Origin of the sequence: Oerskovia rustica (genome assembly GCF_014836555.1) — a bacterium.
Lineage (GTDB): Bacteria > Actinomycetota > Actinomycetes > Actinomycetales > Cellulomonadaceae > Oerskovia > Oerskovia rustica.
This window is the reverse complement of sequence record NZ_JACSQQ010000010.1, coordinates 56,441-73,774: the sequence shown is the minus strand read 5'-3', so window position 1 is coordinate 73,774 and position 17,334 is coordinate 56,441. Positions and strand designations below refer to the sequence as shown.

Genomic DNA, 17,334 nt, shown 5'->3' with positions numbered 1-17,334 from the left:
GGGCCGTGGGCGTGTCGGGGTGCCGGTGCGTCGGCGCGCCGCCGGCGCGGCAGGTCGCACCCTGCGTCAGGCCAGGCGGGCCGCCCGGCGTGGAGCGGCGACGGCGCCCGTGATCGCCGCGATGATCTCCTCGTAGCTCGTGCCGGGCCCGGAGAACGAGCCGTTGTTGCGACCGTGGCGCAGGACCTCGATCCGGTCCGCGACGGCGCGCACGTCGGTCATGTTGTGGCTGATGAGGATGACCGCGTGCCCCAGGTCGCGCAGACGCTCGATGTGGGTCAGGACCTCGGCGGTCTGGGACACGGACAGCGAGGCCGTGGGCTCGTCGAGGACGACGATGCGCGGGTCGCCGAGGAGCGTGCGTGCGATCGCGACGCTCTGCCGCTGCCCGCCCGACAGGTCGGAGACGAGCGTGCGGACCGAGGGGATGCGGGACGTGAGGTCGCGCAGGATCCGGCGCGCGTTGTCCTCCATCGCGGCCTCGTCGAGCCGCGGGCCGTGGCGCAGCTCGCGCCCGAGGTAGAGGTTGGACACGACGTCGAGGTTGTCGCACAGCGCGAGGTCCTGGAAGACCGTCGCGATCCCGAGCGCGTGCGCGGCCGCCGGGTTCGGGATGGTGACCGGGACGCCGTCGGACTCGATGATGCCCGCGTCCGGGACGAGGACGCCAGCGATGACCTTGGCGAGCGTCGACTTGCCCGCGGCGTTGTCGCCGACGAGCGCGACGACCTCGCCGCGGTGCACCTCGAGGTCGATGCCCTCGAGCGCGCGGACCGCGCCGAAGGACTTGTCGATGCCGTGCAACGACAGGGCGGGGAGGGCGGAGCTGCTCACGTTCTGTCACCTGTTCGTGCTCGGGCGCCCTGGAGCGCCGTCGTGCCCGCCACGTCGTCGTGGCGAGACGGTCGTGCGGTCGCGGTCATGGTCGGTCTCCCTGAGACGGGTGGCCGGAGTCTCCTGCGGCGACGAGGCCCACGGGGCCGGGTGCCCCCGGGGCGAGGCGCACGTCGCTCGTGACGTCGGTCGACTGGAGGGCGAGCGCGAGCGCGCCCATGACCTCCGCGCGGGCACCGAGCTCGCCCAGCACGACCTCGACCGGGGCGATCGTGTTGGGCACGAGGTGGCGGTGCACCGCGTCGCGCAGGGGCCCGGCGAGGATCTCACCGGTCTCGGCGAGCTCGCCCCCGATCACGATGACCTGCGGGTTCATGGCGCTCGCAAGTGTCGCGACCGCGATGCCGATGCGGTCGCCCGCATCGGCCACGACGCGGCGGCACCCGGGGTCGCCCTCGAGCGCCCGGGAGATGACGTCGCGCAGGGTCAGGTCCCCGTGGCTCGTGCGCAGCAGGTCGAGCAGCGCGCCCGACCCCACGACGGTCTCGAGGCAGCCGCGGTTGCCGCAACGGCAGATGGGACCGGCGGGGTCCACCTGGACGTGGCCGATCTCGCCGGCCGTCCCCGCGTACCCGCGGTGGACGTGCCCGCCGACGACGACGCCCGCCCCGGTCCCGTACGAGACCCGCACGAACACCGAGTCGCGGTAGGCGCGGGCGGCCCCGAGCTCGGCCTCGGCGAGCGCGGCGAGGTTCGCGTCGTTGTCGACGACGACGGGGCGCGCGAGGCGCTTGGACATGACCTGGCCGACGTGCAGGTCGTCCCAGCCGCGCATGATGCCGCGCACCGAGATCATCCCGGTCGAGATGTCGACCGGGGCGGGCAGGGCCATGCCGACCGTCAGGAGCTCGTCGGTCGAGGCACCGATGCGCTCCAGGAGGTCCATGACGAGCAGGGCCGCGCGGTCCAGCCCCGTGTCGACGCGGTGGTCCACGGGCAGGGGCATCTGCTGCTCGGCGACGATCGTGCGGCCGAAGTCGCCGAGCGCGACCTTGAGGTGGCGGTGGCCGAACTGGATGCCCGCGACGAGGCCGAGCTGGCGCGCGAGCGTGACCTTGAGCGCGCGGCGTCCCGAGCGCGAGGTGGGTCGGGTGTCGACGACCCCTGCCTGGGTCAGCTCCTTGACGATCGTCGAGACCGTCGCCGTGGACAGCCCCGTGGCCTCGGCGAGCTCGACCTGGGTGAGGCCGCCGTAGCGCTTCACCGCATCCACGATGCGCGTTCGGTTCGCTTCTCGGAGTGAGGTCTGCGAGCCGGGTGTGGACCGGTCGTTGTTCACAGGCAGCAGCGTACACGCTGGTGAGGGCCGGAGAACCGAGGCGACACGGGGGTTTCCTGGCGGTGCGACAGTGGTACCGCTTCCACTCTGAGTTTGAGTCTCGAACACAATTAGGTCACGAACTGGTTACTGCGCTTGACGCTCTAACTCAAGCCTGGCTAGTTTCGCTGCAGTGCCGACCGAGGCAACGCGGATCCCCCTCCGCGGCTCGGAGGCGACGCGGGCCTCACAGCCGAGGCTCGCCCCCTGGTTCGACGACGAAAGGGAATGACGATGACGTCAATGCGCAAGGCGGTCGCGGCTGCCGCTGGGATGACGCTCCTGTTCGGTGCCCTCACGGCATGCAGCTCCGAGCGTGCGGGCAGCGAGTCGGGCGGCGGCGAGACCGGCGGAGGCGACACGCCCCTGATCGGCATCGCGATGCCGACCCGCAGCCTCGAGCGCTGGAACAACGACGGCGCCCACCTCGAGGAGCTCCTCGGCGACGCCGGCTACGAGACCACGCTCCAGTACGCGGACAACAAGGTCGACCAGCAGATCACCCAGCTCCAGAACATGATCAACCAGGGTGCCGACGTGCTGGTCATCGCCTCGATCGACGGCACGGCGCTCGGCCCGGTCCTCGACGCGGCCGCCAAGGAGGAGATCCCGGTCATCGCGTACGACCGTCTCATCAACGACTCGGAGCACGTCGACTACTACGCGACGTTCGACAACGAGAAGGTCGGCACGCTCCAGGGCGAGTTCATCGCCGAGCAGCTCGGCCTCGCGGGCGGCGCCGGACCGTTCAACCTCGAGCCCTTCGCCGGGTCGCCCGACGACAACAACGCCCGCTTCTTCTTCAAGGGTGCCTGGGACGTCCTGACCCCCTACGTCGAGTCGGGCCAGCTCGTCGTGCCCTCGGGCAAGGCGCCCGCCACGGTCGACGACTGGACCACGATCGGCATCCAGGGCTGGGAGTCCGCCAAGGCCCAGTCCGAGATGGAGAACCGCCTCAACTCGTTCTACACGGACAAGAAGGTGAACGTCGTCCTCTCGCCCAACGACTCGCTCGCGCTCGGCATCGAGCAGGCGCTCGAGGGCAGCGGCTACGCCGCCGGTGAGGGCTGGCCGCTCGTCACGGGCCAGGACGCCGACGAGGCCAACGTCAAGAACATGCTCGCGGGCAAGCAGGCCATGACGGTCTGGAAGGACACCCGCACGCTCGGCGACCAGGTGGCCAAGATGGTCCAGCAGATCGTCGACGGCGAGGAGGTCGAGGTCAACGACACCGAGACCTACGACAACGGCGTGAAGGTCGTGCCCTCGTTCCTCCTCGACCCGCAGGTCGTGACCGCCGACACCGTCCAGACGACGCTCGTCGACTCCGGCTTCTACACGGCCGACAAGCTCGGCCTCTGACCGGACGCACCGTGCCCGGCCCCGGGGCAGCAGTCCTGGGGCCGGGCACGGTCCGCGCAGCACGACGGGCGAGACGGTCGCCCGACCCGCGGCACCGCCGCGGCGACGGGCCGCCACGGAACGGACGAGTGAGGAGCTGACCCATGGCCAGCGAGAGCAACATCCTCGAGATGCGGGGGATCACCAAGGAGTTCCCCGGCGTCAAGGCCCTGCAGGACGTCACGCTGGACGTGCGCCGGGGCGAGGTCCACGCGATCTGCGGGGAGAACGGGGCCGGGAAGTCGACCCTGATGAAGGTGCTGTCGGGCGTCTACCCGCACGGTACCTACGACGGCACGATCGTCATGGACGGCGAGACGTGCGAGTTCAGGACCATCCGCGACAGCGAGGCCCGCGGGATCGTCATCATCCACCAGGAGCTGGCGCTCGTCCCGCACCTGTCGATCGCTGAGAACATCTTCCTCGGCAACGAGAAGGCCTCCGCGGGGATCGTCGACTGGCACCGCACCACGAGCGAGGCCGCGGCCCTGCTGGAGCGCGTCGGCCTGTCCGAGAACCCCGCGACCAAGTCGATGGACATCGGCGTCGGCAAGCAGCAGCTCGTCGAGATCGCCAAGGCGCTGTCCAAGCGCGTGGACCTGCTCATCCTCGACGAGCCCACCGCGGCGCTCAACGACGAGGACAGCGCCCACCTGCTCAAGCTCATCGACGAGTTCCGCAGCCACGGGATCACCTGCATCATCATCAGCCACAAGCTCAACGAGATCGCCGCGATCGCCGACCGCGTGACGATCATCCGCGACGGCGCGACGATCGAGACCCTCGACCTTCAGGGCGCCGAGCCCGTGACCGAGGACCGCATCATCCGCAGCATGGTCGGGCGCTCGCTCGACAGCCGCTTCCCGGAGCACGAGCCGACCATCGGCGAGGAGGTGCTGCGGATCGAGGACTGGACCGTGCACCACCCGATCGACACCGAGCGCGTCGTCGTCGACCACGCGAACCTGCACGTGCGCGCCGGCGAGATCGTCGGCATGGCCGGGCTCATGGGGGCCGGACGCACCGAGCTCGCGATGAGCGTGTTCGGACACTCCTACGGGGCGAAGATCTCCGGGACCGTCTACAAGAACGGTGCGCCCATCAGGACGCGCAGCGTCTCCGAGGCGATCGGCCACGGGCTCGCGTACGCGACCGAGGACCGCAAGCGGTACGGTCTCAACCTCATCCAGACCATCCGGGAGAACATCTCCGCCTCCGCGCTCGGCAAGGTGTCCCGCTGGGGCGTCGTCGACTCGCAGGCCGAGACCCAGGTCGCCGAGCGCTACCGCACGGACTTCCGGATCAAGGCGCCCACGGTCGAGGCGATCGCCGGCAAGCTCTCGGGCGGGAACCAGCAGAAGGTCGTCCTGTCGAAGTGGGTGTACTCGGACCCGGACGTCCTCATCCTCGACGAGCCCACGCGCGGCATCGACGTGGGTGCCAAGTACGAGATCTACGCGATCATCAACGCCCTCGCCGACGCGGGCAAGGCCGTCGTCGTCATCTCCTCCGAGCTCCCCGAGCTCATCGGCCTGTGCGACCGTGTCTACGCGATGAGCCAGGGCCGGATCACCGGCGAGGTGGCGCGAGCCGACGCCACCCAAGAAGCACTGATGCACTACATGACCATGGACAAGGGAGTCGACGTCCGATGAACGCCGTCAGGGAATACCTCGGCCGCAACGTCCGCCAGTACGGCATCGTCGCGGCACTGCTCGTGATCGTCCTGCTCTTCCAGGTCCTCACCGACGGGCGCCTGCTCTACCCCAACAACGTCGCGAGCCTCATCCAGCAGAACGCGTACGTGATGATCCTCGCGATCGGCATGGTCATGGTGATCGTCGCCGGTCACATCGACCTGTCGGTCGGTTCGGTCGTCGCGTTCGTCGGGGGGCTGTGCGCCATCATGATGAGCCAGTGGGAGCTGCCGTGGCTGCTCGCCGTGGTCCTGTCCCTCGGGGTCGGGGCGCTCGTCGGGATGTGGCAGGGCTTCTGGGTCGCCTACGTCGGGATACCGGCGTTCATCGTGACGCTCGCGGGCATGCTCATCTTCCGCGGTCTCGCGATCGTCCTGGTCGGCACCACGGTCGCGGGCCTGCCCAGCGGCTTCATCGCGATCAGCAACGGGTCGGTGCCCAACTGGTTCGGGTTCGTCGGGAACCTCGACGTCGTGACGCTCGCGATCGGCGGCATCGGCATCGTGGCGTTCGCCGTGGCGCAGTGGCGCTCGCGGACCTCGCTGCGTCGCCACGAGCTCGCCGTCGAGCCGCTGCCCGCGTTCGTCGTCAAGATCGTCCTGGCGGCGGTCCTGATCGGGGTCGTGACGTACTGGCTGTCGCTCAGCTCGGGCGGGACGCCGATCGTGCTGCTCATCGTGGGCATCCTCATCATCGCGTACTCGTTCGTCCTGAACCGCAGCGTGTTCGGCCGCCACATCTACGCGATCGGCGGCAACCGCCACGCGGCCGTGCTGTCGGGCGTCAACTCGCGCCGCGTCGACTTCGGCATCTTCGTCAACATGGGAGTGCTGGCCGCGGTCGCGGCCGTCATCACGACCTCGCGTGCCGGTGCCGGTGTGGCCGCGGCGGGCATGAACTACGAGCTCGACGCGATCGCCGCGTGCTTCATCGGCGGCACCGCGGTCGCAGGCGGCGTGGGCCGCGTGTCCGGCGCCATGATCGGTGCGCTCATCATGGGCGTGCTCAACATGGGCCTGTCGATCATGGCCGTCGACGCCGCCTGGCAGCAGGCGATCAAGGGCCTCGTCCTGCTCCTCGCGGTCGCGTTCGACCTGCTGAGCAAGAGGCGTGCCGCGCTCTCCTGAGCCGGCGATCAGGAGGTGACGCGGGGGAGGGCGCACACCCTCTCCCGAGGTCACGGACCAGCGGGGTGCGCGCGGTGGGGGCCGCGCGCGCCCCGCTGCGTCGTGCCCGGCCCCGCCGAGGGTGACGCCCGGCCCCGCCGAGGGTGACGCCCCTGCCCGACGTGCGCTCCGCCGTCGGGCAGGGGGGCAAGCCCAGCGTGACGGCCGCCACTGCCGCGGCACGCGGACGTGGGCTAGGATCGTGCACGTCGCGACTGGCGCACCCGCGCCCCGCACGCCGCCCCCCGGGGAGGCCGCGGGACGGACGGGAATGGTGGATCACCACCGGGGAGCGGCATGCTGTGTAGACGACGGGTCGTTCGCCTGGGCCCCGGGTCGCCCCCTGTGGGGAGCGTGCCCGGACGGGGCACGCCCTCCCGCGAGACCGTCATCCGCAGACGCACCCAAGGAGACGCATGAGCGCTCAGCCGAACGTCCTGAACCAGTCCCTGCTCGAGGTGGACCCGGAGATCGCCGCGGTCCTCGACGGGGAGCTCGCGCGCCAGCGCGACACCCTCGAGATGATCGCCTCGGAGAACTTCGTGCCGCGCGCGGTCCTGCAGGCGCAGGGCTCCGTCCTCACGAACAAGTACGCCGAGGGCTACCCGGGCCGCCGCTACTACGGCGGCTGCGAGCAGGTCGACATCGCCGAGAACCTCGCGATCGCGCGCGCCAAGTCGCTGTTCGGTGCCGAGCACGTCAACGTCCAGCCGCACTCGGGCGCGACCGCCAACGCGGCCGTCCTGCACGCCCTCATCAACAAGGGCGACAAGATCCTCGGCCTCGAGCTGGCGCACGGCGGCCACCTCACGCACGGCATGAAGATCAACTTCTCGGGCAAGCTGTACGACGTCTCGGCGTACGGCGTCGACCCGCAGTCGTACCGCATCGAGATGGACGAGGTCCGCAAGACGGCCCTCGAGACCCGTCCCGACGTGATCATCGCCGGCTGGTCGGCGTACCCGCGCCACATCGACTTCGCGGCGTTCCGCGAGATCGCGGACGAGGTCGGCGCCAAGCTCTGGGTCGACATGGCGCACTTCGCGGGCCTTGTCGCCGCGGGCCTGCACCCGTCCCCGGTGCCCTTCGCCGACGTCGTGTCCTCGACGGTCCACAAGACCATCGGCGGCCCGCGCTCGGGCTTCATCCTCTCCAAGGAGGAGTACGCCAAGAAGATCGACTCCGCCGTGTTCCCGGGCCAGCAGGGCGGCCCGCTCATGCACGTCGTGGCCGCGAAGGCCGTGTCGTTCAAGATCGCGGGCTCCGACGAGTTCAAGGACCGTCAGGAGCGCACGCTGCGCGGCGCGAGCATCATCGCGGACCGTCTGGCCCAGCCCGACGTCGCGGAGAAGGGCGTCTCGGTCCTCACGGGTGGCACCGACGTGCACCTGGTCCTCGTGGACCTGCGTCACTCGGAGCTCGACGGCCAGCAGGCCGAGGACCTCCTGCACGCCGTGGGCATCACGGTGAACCGCAACGCCGTGCCGTTCGACCCGCGTCCCCCGCGCGTCACGTCGGGCCTGCGCATCGGCACGCCCGCGCTCGCGACCCGTGGCTTCGGGGACGCCGAGTTCACGGAGGTCGCCGAGATCATCGCGGCTGCCCTCAAGGCCGGCGCCGGCGCGGACGTCGAGGGCCTGAGCGCTCGCGTGCGCAAGCTGACGGCCGACTTCCCGCTGTACCCGGGACTGTCGCAGTAGCTCACGCATGACCCGCTGAGTGCGGAGTACTTGTCGCCGATCCGGCCGATCCACGACAAGTACTCCGCACTCAGCGGTCTGTTCGTCCCCGCCAGACCCCGAGGAGCCCCCATGACCGCGCAGATCCTGGACGGCAAGGCCACCGCCGCCGCCATCAAGGCCGAGCTCAAGACCCGTCTCGTGACCCTCGCCGAGCACGGCGTCGTGCCGGGACTCGGCACCCTCCTGGTCGGCGACGACCCGGGTTCGCAGTGGTACGTCGCGGGCAAGCACCGCGACTGCGCCGAGATCGGGCTGTCCTCGATCCGCGAGGACCTGCCCGCAGAGGCCACGCAGGAGGAGATCGAGGCCGCGGTCCGCCGCCTCAACGACGACCCCGCGTGCACCGGGTACATCGTGCAGCTCCCGCTCCCGAAGGGCATCGACACCAACCGCGTGCTCGAGCTCATCGACCCCGACAAGGACGCCGACGGCCTGCACCCGACCAACCTCGGCCGCCTCGTGCTGCGCGTCAACGAGGACGTCACCTCGCCGCTGCCGTGCACCCCGCGGGGCATCATCGAGCTCATCGAGCGCCACGGCGTCTCGCTCGCGGGCAAGGAGGTCGTGGTCGTGGGCCGCGGGGTGACCGTGGGCCGCTCGATCGGCCTGCTCCTCACGCGCCGCGCGGTCAACGCCACGGTCACGCTCACGCACACGGGCACGCAGGACCTGGCTGCGCTCGTCCGCCGGGCCGACGTCGTCGTCGCGGCCGCAGGCGTCAAGGGCATCATCACGCGCGACATGGTCAAGCCCGGCGCGGTCGTGATCGACGTGGGCGTCTCGCGCGAGGTCGACGAGGAGACCGGCAAGAGCCGTGTCGTGGGCGATGCCGACCCGGCCGTGGCCGAGGTCGCGGGCTGGATCTCGCCCAACCCGGGTGGGGTCGGGCCCATGACCCGCGCGATGCTCCTCGCGAACGTCGTGGACTCGGCCGAGCGCGCGGCGGGGATCGCCAGCGTCTGACCCGTTCCCGGGACGGGCGTGACCTACGGGTCGCGCCCGTCCTGTCGTTCCTGACGTCCTGTCGTGCGGTGGTGCTGCGCAGGACTAGTGTTCCGCCATGACCCCCGCGTCCCGGGCAGGGGGAGACGACGGCATCGCGGCCCTCGTCCCTGCGCCTCTCGCCGTCCCCCCGTCCGTCCGGCGCGCCCGCCGCAGCGCCACGGCCGCGTACGCGGCGCAGGGCTTCGGGTTCGCCGTGATGCTGACCAACGTCCCGACCTACGAGCGCTATCTCGGCATCGGCCCCGACGTCATCACGCTCGTGATCCTCGGCGTCTGCGTGTGCGCGGCGACGGGCAGCGCGCTGTCGGGGTGGCTCGCGGCCCGGTTCGGGTCGGCGCGCGTCGTGACCGGCGGGCTCCTCGTGGCGGCCGCGGGCATCCTGGCGGTCGGGCTGAGCGCGGGTGCCGGGCTGCTCGTGACGTTCTTCCTCGCGTTCGCGGTGTACGGCCTCGCGCTGGGGTCGGTCGACGCGTCGACGTCCATGCAGGGCATCGACGTGCAGCGCGCGTACGGGCGCAGCCTCATCGCCGCGTTCTTCGCGGCCAACGCGGCGGGCGGGGTCGTGGGGTCGCTCGCGGTCTCGGGGGCCGCGGCCCTGGGACTCGCGCTGCCCATGTCGCTCGCGCTCGTCGCGGGGGTGGTCGCGGTGGCGGTGCTCGTGCTGCGGTCGGGGTTGCTCTCGCGGACCGCGGCGGTCGCGGTCGCGGGGCCCTCCGGGACTCCTCCGGCGGGGAGCGGGGGCCAGGTGCCCGACGGCGACGCTCCCGCCGCAGGGTCGGGCGGCGGGTCCGCGGTGGCCGGGCCGGGAGATGCGGGGCCAGGTGCCGCTGCGGCCGGCGCTCGTGGCGTGACGGGCATGGTGGGCGCCGGGACCGTGATCGTGCTGGGCGTCGCGATGCTGGCCTTCCCCGTCGCGGACTCCGCGGTCTCGAGCTGGGGTGCGACGTTCCTGCAGGGCGTGCTCGGGGCGAGCGCCGTCGTCGGGCCGCTGGGGTTCGGCGCCTACCAGGCGACCCTGATCTGCTCGCGGCTGCTCGGGGACCGGGCGGTCGAACGCTGCGGGCGCGTGCGGGTCGTGGCGCTCGGAGGCGCCGTGGGGGTCGTGGGGCTCGGCCTCGTCGCGGTCTCGCCCGTGTGGCCGCTCGCGGTGCTGGGGTTCGCCGCGACCGGGCTGGGGCTCGGCGTCGTGGCGCCCATGGCGTTCTCGGCCGCGGGCGACCGGGCGGCGGAGGCCGTCGCGGCGGCTCGTGCGACGGACGGCGCCGGGGGGACGGGCACGGACCTCCCGACGGTCGAGGCCGCGACCGACCGCGCGGTCGCCCGGCTCAACGTCTTCACGTACGTCGGCGCGGTGCTCGGCGGCGCGATGACCGGGGTGTTCGCGACCACCGACGCTCTGCGGGCAGGGTTCGGGGTGCTGGCCGTGCTCGCGCTCGCGACGGTGCTGCTCGCGGGGAGGTTCCGCGAGGCGGCGCTGCCCGTGGACGTGTCAGAACCAGCGTGATGCGGGAGCCTCGCTCGCTCTGACGGCTGTGCTGCGGCTGCGGACCGTCTGCGGCAGGCCGTGACCAGCGTCTCGCCGCGCGGTTTTCGCCCGTGTGGGTTGCGTGGGGTTTGATGTCGAGGTGCTCACGATCGCTACAGCCAATGTCAACGGGATCCGCGCCGCCTACCGCCGAGGGATGGACGCCTGGGTCGCGTCCCGCACCCCGGACGTCATGCTCCTGCAGGAGGTCCGCGCCCCGGACGAGATCCTGAACGAGCTCGTCGGCGAGGGCTGGCACATCGCGCACCAGGCGTGCGACATCAAGGGCCGTGCGGGGGTCGCGGTCGCGTCGCGGCTTCCCGTGACGGCCGTGCGCGTCGGGCTGGGCAAGGGCGAGCCCGAGCCTCCGGTCGACACGGGCCGCTGGGTCGAGGCCGACCTCGAGCTGCCGTCGGGCGAGAGGCTCACGGTCGTCTCGACGTACATCCACTCGGGCACCGCGGGCACGCCCAAGATGGACGAGAAGTACGCCTACCTCGAGAAGGTCACCGAGCGCCTGCGCGAGCTCTCGGCCGCGGGCGGCCTCGCGGTCGTCGCGGGCGACGTGAACATCGCGCACAAGAACGTCGACATCAAGAACTGGAAGGGCAACCAGAAGTCGGCTGGCTTCCTCCCCGAGGAGCGCGCCTACCTGGACACCTGGTTCGACGAGCTCGGCTGGGTGGACCTCGGCCGCAAGCACGGCGGCGAGGGCCCCGGGCCGTTCACCTGGTGGTCGTGGCGCGGGCAGGCGTTCGTCAACGACTCGGGGTGGCGCATCGACTACCAGCTCGCGACGCCCGCGCTCGCCGAGCGCGCGGTCAAGGTCGAGGTCGACCGCGCCGACGACTACGAGAGCCGCTGGAGCGACCACGCCGCGCTGGTCGCGACGTACGACCTCTGACGGGAGGCCCTGGCCCGGTGCGCGGGGCCAGGGCGTCCGCCGCGCCTCGTGCCCGGTGCCAGGCGTCCGGCGTCAGTCGCGGGCCGGGACGGGTAGCTCGCTCATGCGGGACAACGGTGACAGCAGCACGGGCAGCGCCCCGAGCGACATGACGAGCGCTCCGACCCACAGGGCGGGCGCCACGCCCCACATGGTCCCGATCCACCCGCCGAGCAGTCCGCCGATCGGGATCGGGCCCCACACGAGGAACCGGGCCGAGGCGTTCATGCGCCCCAGCAGCGCGGGCGGGCACAGCCGCTGGCGGAAGCTCACCTGCGCGACGTTGTAGACGACGACGGTGAGGTTGAACACGAAGCCCCCGACGACGAGGACGACCGGCACGAGGGCGTCCGCCGCGCCCGTGGTCGCCACCCAGGCTGCCGCGGGCGTGATCGCGTACGAGACCCCGGTGAACACTGCCGAGACGGGGATGACCCGCGCCGGGCCGACCCACCGTGCCGCCCGGTCGGCCAGGACCGCACCGAGCAGCCCGCCGGCCGCGCTCGCCGACAGCACGACGCCGTAGGTCGCCGTCCCGACGTCGAGCGTGCGCAGCGCGAAGATCACCACGACCGCGTTGCCGATCGCGCCACCCAGGTTGGCGAGCGACGTGCACGCGAGGATGCGGCGGAGCAGGGGCTCGCTCGCGACGAAACGGAGCCCCTCGGCGATCTCGGTGCGCAGGGGGCGTCGCGCAGCCGGGTCGGGGAGGTCCTCGTGGTGGCGGATCCGTGAGACGGCGAGCGCGCTCGCGAGGTAGGTGCCGACGGTCGCGACCATGACGAGGGGCGCGGACAGGACCCGCAGCGCGACGCCGCCGATCGCGGGCCCGACGATCATCGCGACGGACTGGGTCGCCTGGAGCTTGGAGTTTCCTTCGACGACGTGGTCGAGCCCGACGAGCCCGGGGACGTAGCTCTGGTGCGCGACGTCGAAGAAGAGGCTGAACGTGCTGATGACGACGGCCGCGCCGATGAGCAGGCCCATGCTCGCGTGCCCGGTCAGGGCGGCGACGACCACGACCGACAGGATCGCGGCGCGCGCGAGGTCCGCAGCGACGAGGACCCGGCGCTTGCGCATCCGGTCGACCCAGGCCCCTGCGGGCAGGCTGAGCAGGAGGAAGGCCGCGGTCTCGGCGGCGTTGAGGGCGCCCATCTGCCACTCGGTCGCGTGCAGGAGGGACACGGCGAAGATCGGCAGGACGAAGCCCGTGAGCTGGGCACCGAGCTGGCCCAGCGCGTCACCGCCCCACAGGCGCCGGAAGTCGCGGTGATGGACCAGGCTGCGCGGGGGAGCGGCTGTGCTCACCGCGGGCTCGTCGGACGTCATGGGGTCAGCCTGTTGCAAGCGATTGAGGAATGTCAATCAGTTAGCCTGTGGGGGTGACCTCCGATCGCACGGCCTCGCCCGCGCAGCCCTCGCCCGCGCAGCCCTCGCCCGCACGGCCCCCCGCCCGAGGCGCTGGCGTCCACGCGCCGACCGCGGAGCTGCCGACGACGGGCGGCTCGGTCGCCGAGCGGGACGCCGACGCGCGCGCTCTCGCGTCGACGCTCCGGGTGCGGATCCTGCGCATCTGCCTCGACGAGGCGCGGACCAACAAGGAGATCGCCCAGCTGCTCGGCAAGAACCCCGCGACGACGCTCCATCACGTCAGGACGCTCGTGGCCCGCGGGTTCCTGGCGGCGCAGCCCGAGCGGGTGGGGGCGAGGGGGGCGCGGGAGGTGCCGTACCGCGCGACGGGCAAGTCCTGGACCGCGGACCTGGGACCGGGAGGTCACCGGGTCCTGCTCGACGCGTTCCTGGAGGAGCTGGCTGTCGCCGATCCTGCGACCGTCGACATGGGCAGGCTCGGCCTGCGGCTCGACGCCGCAGGGCGCGAGGAGCTGTCGCAGCGTCTCGACGAGGTCCTCGAGGACTTCCGGCAGCGCGAACCGGCGACGGGTGGCGAGCCGTGGTCGGTGTTCGTCGCGATCCACCACGACGCGAGCCGCGACCTGCGCTGAGGGCACGATCCGGCCGAGGCCTCCCGGCGGACCGTGCGCGCGGCGCGGCCCTCCTGGCCGTGCGCACCCGGCGGGCCCCTCTCGACCGCCCACATCCGCCCCCGAGCGGTCGCGGAATCTGTTGACCGACATGCGACTTTTGGTTGACAGCAGTCAAAAGCCTCCTTAGGCTCCGACGTGGTCACTGCCGACCCGTCTTCAAGGAGGAAGAACACTCGTGCGAACCTCAATGCGCCATCGAAGAGGCCTCTCCGGCCTGCTCGGAGCTTCCCTGCTCGTACCCCTCGCCTTCGCCGGAGCACTCCCGTCGGCCCAGGCCGCCGACACCGAGATGGAGCCCGGCGTCACCCTGCGCACCTTCCAGCTCGCCCAGGACCCCGGGTCCGTGTGCACCCTCAAGTCGGGCACCACGCCCAACGTCGACAAGCTCATGCCGACGATCGACTGGAGCACGCCCGAGCAGTTCGGCGCAGCGGACCGCTTCATCACCCACGCGCTCGCGACGCTCACGGTCCCCACCGAGGGCGAGTACACGTTCCGCGTGACGAACGACGACGGCGCGCTCGTCTACGTCGACGACCAGCTCCTCCTCGAGAACGACGGCCCGAACGACTCGACCTCGGTCGAGGGGGCGATCACCCTCGCCGCAGGGGCGCACGACCTGCGGGTCGAGTACTACGAGGGCACCGACAAGCAGCGCCTGACGCTCGCGTGGAAGACCCCGGGGTCCTCGACGTTCGAGGTCGTCCCGACGTCGGCCCTGAGCACCGAGGCGAACGTCGTGCGGGTCACCGCACCCGGCAACAAGTACTGCGAGGGGGCCACGGACACCTCGGGCGACGGCTTGCGCCTGGACACGGTCAACCCGAACTACGAGCTCGTCGACCTGCGCCCCGCGGGCTTCGAGCCCAAGGTGTCGGGCCTCGCGTTCACCCCGGACGAGAAGCTGGCCGTGGTGACCACGGGCGACGTGAGCTCCGGCGGCTGGCGACCCGACCCGACGACCGGTGAGGTGTACCTCCTCGACGGCGTGATCGACGCGACCGGACCCGAGGACGTCACCGTCACGAAGGTCGCGGACAAGCTGCTCAACCCGATGGGCATCGAGGTCATCGAGGACTCGATCTTCGTCTCCGAGCGGTACCAGCTCACGCAGCTCACCGACCCGGACGGCGACGGTTTCTACGACACGCACACCAAGATCGCCGGGTGGCCCGACGGCGGCAACTTCCACGAGTTCGCGTTCGGCCTGATCCACGACGAGAACTACTTCTACGTCAACCTCTCCGTCGCGATCGACAACGGCGGCGCGACGACCACCCCGCAGCCTGCCGCCAACCGTGGCACGTCGATCAAGATCGACCGCGCGACGGGCGAGGTCACCTACGTCGCGGGCGGCCTGCGCACCCCGAACGGCATCGGCTTCGGCCCCGAGGGCGAGATCTTCGGGACGGACAACCAGGGCGCGTGGCTGCCCGCGAACAAGCTCGTGCACATCGAGCAGGACAAGTTCTTCAACCACTTCACCACCCCGGCCGGGCCGTTCGACGCGAACCCGGTGTCCCAGCCCGCGCTGTGGCTCCCGCAGAACGAGATCGCCAACTCCCCGGGCAACCCGATCCTCGTCGAGGACGGCGAGTTCGCCGGCCAGATGCTCCTCGGCGACGTCACGTACGGCGGTCTCCAGCGCGCGTTCCTCGAGAAGGTCGACGGCGAGTTCCAGGGGGCGGTCTTCCGTCACACCGCAGGCCTCGAGGTCGGCGCCAACCGCGTCATCACCGGCCCCGACGGCGCGCTGTACGTCGGCGGTACGGGCGAGGGCGGCAACTGGGGCGAGTCCGGCAAGCTGCGGTTCGGCCTGCAGAAGCTCGCCAAGGTCAACGAGGACTCCTTCGACATGAAGGAGATGCGCGTCGTCGAGGGCGGGTTCGAGATCGAGTACACCGAGCCGGTGTCCGACGCCGTCGTGGCGAAGCTGGCCGACGCCTACCGCCTCACGCAGTGGCGCTACGTGCCGACCCAGCAGTACGGCGGACCCAAGGTCGACGAGACGCCGCTGTTCGTCACGGACGCCACCGTCTCCGAGGACCGCACCACGGTCACGCTCACGGTCGACGGTCTCAAGCCCGGCCACGTCGTGCACCTGCGCTCGCCGCGACCGTTCGCCTCGGACGAGGGCGCCGAGCTCCTGAGCACCGAGGCCTGGTACACGCTCAACTCGCTGCCGGGCTACGTCGCCCCGGCGGACCGCGGCTGGTACGAGGCCGAGGAGGCGCAGCCGCTCGGTGGCTCGAGCCTCGGCTCGGACCACAGCAACTACTCGGGCACGGGCTTCGCCGCCGGGATGCAGAACGTCGGCTCGGGCCGCACGTTCGCGGTGACGGTCCCCGAGGCCGGCACCTACCCGCTCAACCTGCGCTACGCGAACGGCATCCACCCGTACACCGAGCTGCGCGCCAAGAACGTCTCGCTCTACGTCAACGGCCAGAAGGTCGGCCCGTGGACGCTGCCCACGACCGGCGACTGGAAGGTGTGGGACACGATCACGCGTGACGTCGACCTCGCGGCGGGGCACAACACGATCACCCTCAGGTACGACCAGGGGGACCAGGGCAACGTGAACCTCGACGTGCTGTCGATCGGGCAGAACCCCGACATCTGCTCCCCGGCAGAGGTCGAGGACGGCTACCGCGGCATCTTCGACGGAACCCTCGCGAGCCTCGCCGACTGGAAGCTCGCGGGCTCCGGGACGTTCGGTCGTCAGGACGACTGCTCGATCCGCACCAACGGCGGCATGGGTCTGCTCTGGTACACGGCCGAGGAGCTCGAGGAGTACTCGCTCAAGCTCGACTGGAAGCTCGTCAAGGACGACAACGGCGGCGTGTTCGTCGGCTTCCCGAACCCCGGCAACGACCCCTGGGTCGCGGTCAACCAGGGATACGAGATCCAGATCGACGCGAGCGACGCCGCGGACCGCACCACGGGCGCGATCTACACGTTCCAGGGTGCCGACGCGGCGGCCGTGAGCGCGGCCCTCAAGCCCGTGGGCCAGTGGAACGCGTACGACATCCGTGTCGAGGGGGACCGCATCCGGATCTACCTCAACGACGTGCTCGTCAACGACTTCACGAGCACCGACCCGGCGCGCGACCTGTCGAGCGGGTTCATCGGCATCCAGAACCACGGCGCCGGTGAGACGGTCTCCTACCGCAACATCCGCGTCAAGGACCTGGCGGCCGAGCCCGAGCCCGAGCTCGCGGTGTCGGTGACCGTCCAGCCCAAGTGCGTGGCGGGCAAGGTCACGCTCACCGTCCGTGCCGTCAACGACGACACGGTGCCGGTCGACGTCGTGCTCAGCACGCCGTTCGGCAAGAAGACCATGACCGGTGTTCTGCCGGGCAAGTCGGCTCAGCAGACGTTCGCGACCCGCTCGACCTCGGTCGAGGCCGGGGCCGCGACCGTGACGGCGAGCGCCGGGGACAAGGAGGTCGTGGTCGAGACGGCCTACGACGCGTCGAGCTGCGGCTGACGCGACATCCCCTCGCTGAGTGCATGATTCGGCTGCGGCACGCCCGGCGTGCCGCAGCCGAGTCACGCACCCGCACGACAGGCGCAGCCTCGTTTGCCGCGGCGGTGCAGC

Annotated in this window: 12 protein-coding genes and 1 riboswitch; of the genes, 9 read left to right on the top strand and 3 right to left on the bottom strand. The window is 71.3% G+C overall.

The annotated features are described in order from the left end of the window. Window positions 1-66: 66 nt before the first annotated feature. A complete protein-coding gene (locus H9652_RS07795) occupies window positions 67-834 on the bottom strand; it encodes an ATP-binding cassette domain-containing protein (RefSeq protein WP_138825348.1) in 768 nt (255 codons plus the stop codon). 85 nt (window positions 835-919) lie between these two features. Beyond that, window positions 920-2,173: an ROK family transcriptional regulator gene (locus H9652_RS07790; protein ID WP_191795748.1), complete on the bottom strand. Its 1,254-nt coding sequence runs from the start codon at window positions 2,171-2,173 to the stop codon at window positions 920-922. Between the two features lie 273 nt (window positions 2,174-2,446). On the opposite strand from H9652_RS07790, the gene chvE reads away from it, so the two are divergent. The 7 genes from chvE (at window position 2,447) to H9652_RS07755 (ending at window position 11,652) form a co-directional block, all read left to right on the top strand. Continuing rightward, a complete protein-coding gene (chvE, locus tag H9652_RS07785) occupies window positions 2,447-3,574 on the top strand; it encodes a multiple monosaccharide ABC transporter substrate-binding protein (protein WP_225227924.1) in 1,128 nt (375 codons plus the stop codon). A 143-nt stretch (window positions 3,575-3,717) separates the two neighbouring features. Further along, entirely contained in the window at window positions 3,718-5,268 is a 1,551-nt protein-coding gene (gene mmsA / locus H9652_RS07780) for a multiple monosaccharide ABC transporter ATP-binding protein (RefSeq protein WP_191795746.1), read from the top strand. Next, window positions 5,265-6,437 (top strand): multiple monosaccharide ABC transporter permease, encoded by a 1,173-nt coding sequence (gene mmsB, locus H9652_RS07775; protein WP_138825340.1) that lies wholly within the window; start codon window positions 5,265-5,267, stop codon window positions 6,435-6,437. Before mmsA ends, mmsB begins: the two co-directional genes overlap by 4 nt. Window positions 6,438-6,722: 285 nt before the next feature. Next, a riboswitch (ZMP/ZTP riboswitch) is annotated at window positions 6,723-6,813 on the top strand. A gap of 79 nt (window positions 6,814-6,892) precedes the next feature. Next, the gene (glyA, locus tag H9652_RS07770; RefSeq protein WP_191795745.1) at window positions 6,893-8,176 is read left to right on the top strand and encodes a serine hydroxymethyltransferase; all 1,284 of its coding nucleotides are present in this window, start codon (window positions 6,893-6,895) and stop codon (window positions 8,174-8,176) included. Window positions 8,177-8,287: 111 nt separating this feature from the next. After that, a complete protein-coding gene (locus tag H9652_RS07765; RefSeq protein ID WP_138825336.1) occupies window positions 8,288-9,181 on the top strand; it encodes a bifunctional methylenetetrahydrofolate dehydrogenase/methenyltetrahydrofolate cyclohydrolase in 894 nt (297 codons plus the stop codon). A 97-nt stretch (window positions 9,182-9,278) separates the two neighbouring features. Next, complete coding sequence (locus H9652_RS07760) at window positions 9,279-10,727, top strand: MFS transporter (protein ID WP_191795744.1); 1,449 nt, start codon at window positions 9,279-9,281, stop codon at window positions 10,725-10,727. Between the two features lie 121 nt (window positions 10,728-10,848). Next, window positions 10,849-11,652, top strand: coding sequence for an exodeoxyribonuclease III (locus tag H9652_RS07755; protein ID WP_191795743.1), 804 nt, complete (start codon window positions 10,849-10,851; stop codon window positions 11,650-11,652). A 72-nt stretch (window positions 11,653-11,724) separates the two neighbouring features. On the opposite strand, the gene H9652_RS07750 is transcribed toward H9652_RS07755, so the two are convergent. Continuing rightward, window positions 11,725-13,020, bottom strand: coding sequence for an MFS transporter (locus H9652_RS07750; RefSeq protein WP_191795742.1), 1,296 nt, complete (start codon window positions 13,018-13,020; stop codon window positions 11,725-11,727). A 53-nt stretch (window positions 13,021-13,073) separates the two neighbouring features. Here H9652_RS07750 and H9652_RS07745 point away from each other — a divergent pair, with 53 nt between their 5' ends. Beyond that, entirely contained in the window at window positions 13,074-13,694 is a 621-nt protein-coding gene (locus H9652_RS07745) for an ArsR/SmtB family transcription factor (protein ID WP_318244036.1), read from the top strand. Between the two features lie 229 nt (window positions 13,695-13,923). Further along, window positions 13,924-17,223, top strand: coding sequence for a family 16 glycoside hydrolase (locus H9652_RS07740; RefSeq protein ID WP_191795741.1), 3,300 nt, complete (start codon window positions 13,924-13,926; stop codon window positions 17,221-17,223). Window positions 17,224-17,334: the final 111 nt, after the last annotated feature.